Annotated in this window: 2 protein-coding genes; both read right to left on the bottom strand. The window is 35.9% G+C overall.

Annotated elements, in window-relative coordinates; all coding sequences use genetic code 11:
- Positions 1 to 73: 73 nt before the first annotated feature.
- Complete coding sequence (locus HT719_RS11015) at positions 74 to 2,563, bottom strand: G5 domain-containing protein (RefSeq protein ID WP_172929223.1); 2,490 nt, start codon at positions 2,561 to 2,563, stop codon at positions 74 to 76.
- An 11-nt stretch (positions 2,564 to 2,574) separates the two neighbouring features.
- Positions 2,575 to 4,028 (bottom strand): SspB-related isopeptide-forming adhesin (locus HT719_RS11010; RefSeq protein WP_172929222.1); only part of this gene is annotated, 1,454 nt, incomplete at its 5' end.

Genomic DNA, 4,028 nt, shown 5'->3' with positions numbered 1-4,028 from the left:
TGATAAAGTCGGGATTATAGCATAAATCGACAACCTTAACAATATTTTTATATTGTTTTTACATTATATTTTACTACTTTTTATTTAATTTCCTATAGATTATTACAGAGATTCCTAATACTATTCCAATCATTCCTGTCAAAGTCAAGAAATTGGATAAACTAGTTCCCGTATTAGGTAATACTTTTTCAGCTTGGGTACCTACTTCAATAATTTCATTTACAGGATCTACTTTTTCAAGACTCGGTTTGTTTTCTTTTACCTCTCCTGTATCTGGGTCAAGATAATAAGTTGTCGTAATTGTTTCTCTACCTTTAACACCAGCTTGAATAATTTTTTCTTCACCTTTCTTTAAATCTTTATTTTCTCGTTTTTCAGTTTTAAATTCTGTTTCCCTAATTTCAACTTTGGGCTTAGTCCCTACTGAAATAACTTCGTCTACAGATTCAGTTTTTTCAACCTTTGGTTCATTTGCGGTCACTTCTCCTGTTTCAGAATTAAAACTATAGGTAATCGTGGTTGTTTCATGACCTTTGCTACCTTTTGTAACAACTGTCTTCTTACCTGGCTCTGACTCTTTGTCTTCAACATATTTTGTTTTGTAATCTAAATCTTTAGTTGTGACAACAGGCTTTGTCCCCACAGAAATGACTTCGTCTACAGATTCAGTTTTTTCAACCTTCGGTTCATTTGCAGTCACTTCTCCTGTTTCAGAATTAAAGCTATGAGTAACAGTGCTTGTTTCATGACCTTTGCTACCTTTTGTAACAACTGTCTTTTTGCCTGCTTCTGAGTCTTTATCCTCAACATATGTTGTTTTGTAATCTAGTTCCTTAGTCGCAACAGCTGATTTGCTTCCTCTAGCCACTACTTTATCAACAGCTTCTTTAAGAACTTCTTCTTTTATAGATGGTTCATCTTTCGTTCGAACTCCTTTTTGAGTTACATAGGTTTTAGTAGTTCTTTTAACTCCTAGAACACCTTCAGTTACAATTTTTTCTTGTCCAAACTCTAACTCAGGATCCTCTGTATAAACCGTCTTAAAAGCTATATCAGACTCTGCAACATCTACATCTTGCCCCTTTGTACCTTTTGCAATTACTTTATCAACGGCTTTTTTAAGGATTTTCTCTGTGACAGCTGGCTCCCCTACACGTTTGCCTGATTGAGTAACATAAGTCTTTGTTATTTCTTTTTGACCTACAGCACCTTCAGTTACAACTTTGGTCTGTCCAATTTCTAACTCAGGATCCTCTGTATAAGTTGTGTTAAAAGGGATGTCTTCTGTTTTCACCTCAACGTCTGATCCTTTAGTTCCTCTAAGAACAATGCGATCAACTTTAGGTTTTGTAATAGTAGTTGAAATAACCTTACCATCTTTTAAAGAAACCAATTGTGAACCTTCACTACCAGCTTGCTTTTCTTTCTCTTGACCAGCAGCCAGCGATGGATCCTCTTCATATTTGGTTTCAAAAGCAATTTTTTCAGGTCTGAGAGTATTGATTTTTTCATCGACTTTTTTACCATCTACTGTTACAGAACTGCGAATACTACGTTCCACAGACGGTGTACCAGTAAAGGTATAATTAACAGTATAGGAACCATTATCCAAATCACCTGACCAAGAAACGGTATTATTGGTGATAGTTAGAAGAGTTTTTTGACCATTAGGAGAAACTAGCTCTGCTGATGTTAATGTCAAATCTGCTTCAGGGCTAATAGAGACTGTTCCTTTTTGTTTCACAGAAACTTTCTCTTCTTTGATTTCCTCAACAGCTGTTTTAGCAAACTGAGCATTAATGGCTTTTTGTCTTTCTAATTCATTCGTAGATGCATCAGATATAAAAATATTATTATGACCTGCCGCCTTCATAGCTTCAACAGAGTGGCTACCCTCATTGGCATTATAGGTAACTGTATAAAATGTTTTAGCATGATTTTTTGCCCAGTTCGCATATTGAACATCTATTTCTTCATCATCTTGCCATTCATCAGTAAACTGAATTGTCGAAACATAAGAGTTCTTTTTTCCAGTATACTCATTATATATTTCCGAAAAACCTTTTCCAAAACTATCATCATTTACATTAAAGCCATTCTTTTTTAACAAATCTTTCAACGAAGATATGGAAGATGCTTCTTCTAATAAACGAATCAGAACTGTCTTACTCAGCGGCTTACCAGATGTAATTTCATATCTGTCAGCTGTATAAGAGTTTGATGAATTTATATAATAACTAAACAACCAGATTTGATCTTTGTCAGTCAATGTAGAGGCCAACGATTTCAAATCTGAAAATATTTTAGTGATATTATTTGTATTAGAACTTGAAAAATCTAACACCACCAATAAATCCATAGGCTTTATTTTCTTCTCTGTTGTATGAATGATTTCTTCTCTAGACTTAGCCGTAAAAGTTAGGGTATTACCATTTACGTTACTATTCTCCTGTGCATAAACACTTGTAGGTTCTACAAACGGTGTAACAACTTCAACTAAATTCGCAAATCCTAGAACTGCTAGTCCTAAGATTACACTACAACGCTGTTTCCATTTTTTCATAAATTTTTAACCTATTCTTTTTTCTTTCGCATAGATAAAGCTAAAGCGATTGTTCCCATAGCCATTCCAAGAAGAGCTAAATTGTTGGAACTACTCATACCAGTATTAGGCAATTCCGCTTTTGAAACTTCTTCTTTTGGTTCTTCTTTCTTTGGTTGTTCTGGTTTTACTTCTTCTGGAGTATGAGTCACAACCGTATTAGATACAACTTCCACACCATTAACCGTATGACGATATGTATTTTCTACTGTTCCTGACTGAATACGTGTCATTTGTAGATATACTTCTGCTTGAAACTCTAATGTTCCCAAAATCGACTTCAAGAAAGCATCATCAAAGCTAATATCTACTTTACCTTTAGCCTTGTCTACTACTTGACTTGTGAACTTAGTTAATTCATCACCAGCTTTAAATTTTTGGCCATCACTTGTTTCAAAATCTACAGTCGCAAACACTTGATAAACACCTTGATACTCATCATGTGTTTCATCATAATCATCGCTAAACTGGTACTCAAACAACTGCTCCGAGCGATCCTTTGGTATCAGGAAACCAACTAATTTATAATTAAATGTTTGATTCAGCTTGACATCTTTGCCATCTAAACTTTCTTTACTTAGATGGTCAATCACCACATCTTTCTTTGGTTCAATCTTCGGAACATTATTGACTACAGTTTCAGTTACATAAGCCATACCAAAATCAATTTGGTAAGCCGTATTCTCATACTTACCACCTGTTTGACCTAATTCTTTCTTAACAGTCATTGGATTGGTAATGGTCAGAACTTCTCCAGCTTGCACGTAGGTCTTGTAGAACTCCTCTGGATTCTCCGCCTCGAATACTTGAATCGCTCCTTTCGGAGTGAAATTCCTAGACTTCATAGCTTCTTGGACACCTGTTGGTGCCTTATCCAGACTTTCATAAAGAGCCATTTTCAAACCTTTAACTACTTGACCTTTAGAATCAGTCACTTGAACACCATCTTGATTGATGGTAACAGCTTCTTCTGGGTAATCATCAACGATATAGAACCCTTTGCCAATACTGTCTTTATCTGCTTCAATACCCTTGTATTGACTATAATCTGCCGTTACCGTGTAGTAGTTGACAGAGCCTGCCAAGACCTGTTTCCCATCGATATTCACGCCTGCTTTATTCAGATTCTTCTTGGTTGGTTTCGCAGTAGGAACATTATTGACTACAGTTTCAGTTACATAAGCCGAACCAAAATCAAGCTGATAGGCTGTATTCTCATACTTACCACCTGTTTTGCCTAATTCTTTCTTAACAGTCATTGGATTGGTAATGGTCAGAACTTCTCCAGCTTGCACGTAAGTCTTGTAGAACTCCTCTGGATTCTCCGCCTCGAATACTTGAATCGCTCCTTTCGGAGTGAAATTCCTAGACTTCATAGCTTCTTGGACACCTGATGGTGCCTTAGCTAGACTTTCATAAAGAGCCA

It is taken from the genome of Streptococcus sp. k-378 (genome assembly GCF_013277505.1).
Taxonomy (GTDB): domain Bacteria; phylum Bacillota; class Bacilli; order Lactobacillales; family Streptococcaceae; genus Streptococcus; species Streptococcus pseudopneumoniae.
Note: the sequence above shows the minus strand (reverse complement) of the source record. Positions and strands in the feature narration are given on the sequence as shown.

Bases quoted from the DNA above. Each gene is read 5' to 3' on its own strand.
- HT719_RS11015 (WP_172929223.1), bottom strand. From the start codon at position 2,563: ATGAAAAAATGGAAACAGCGTTGTAGTGTAATCTTAGGACTAGCAGTT.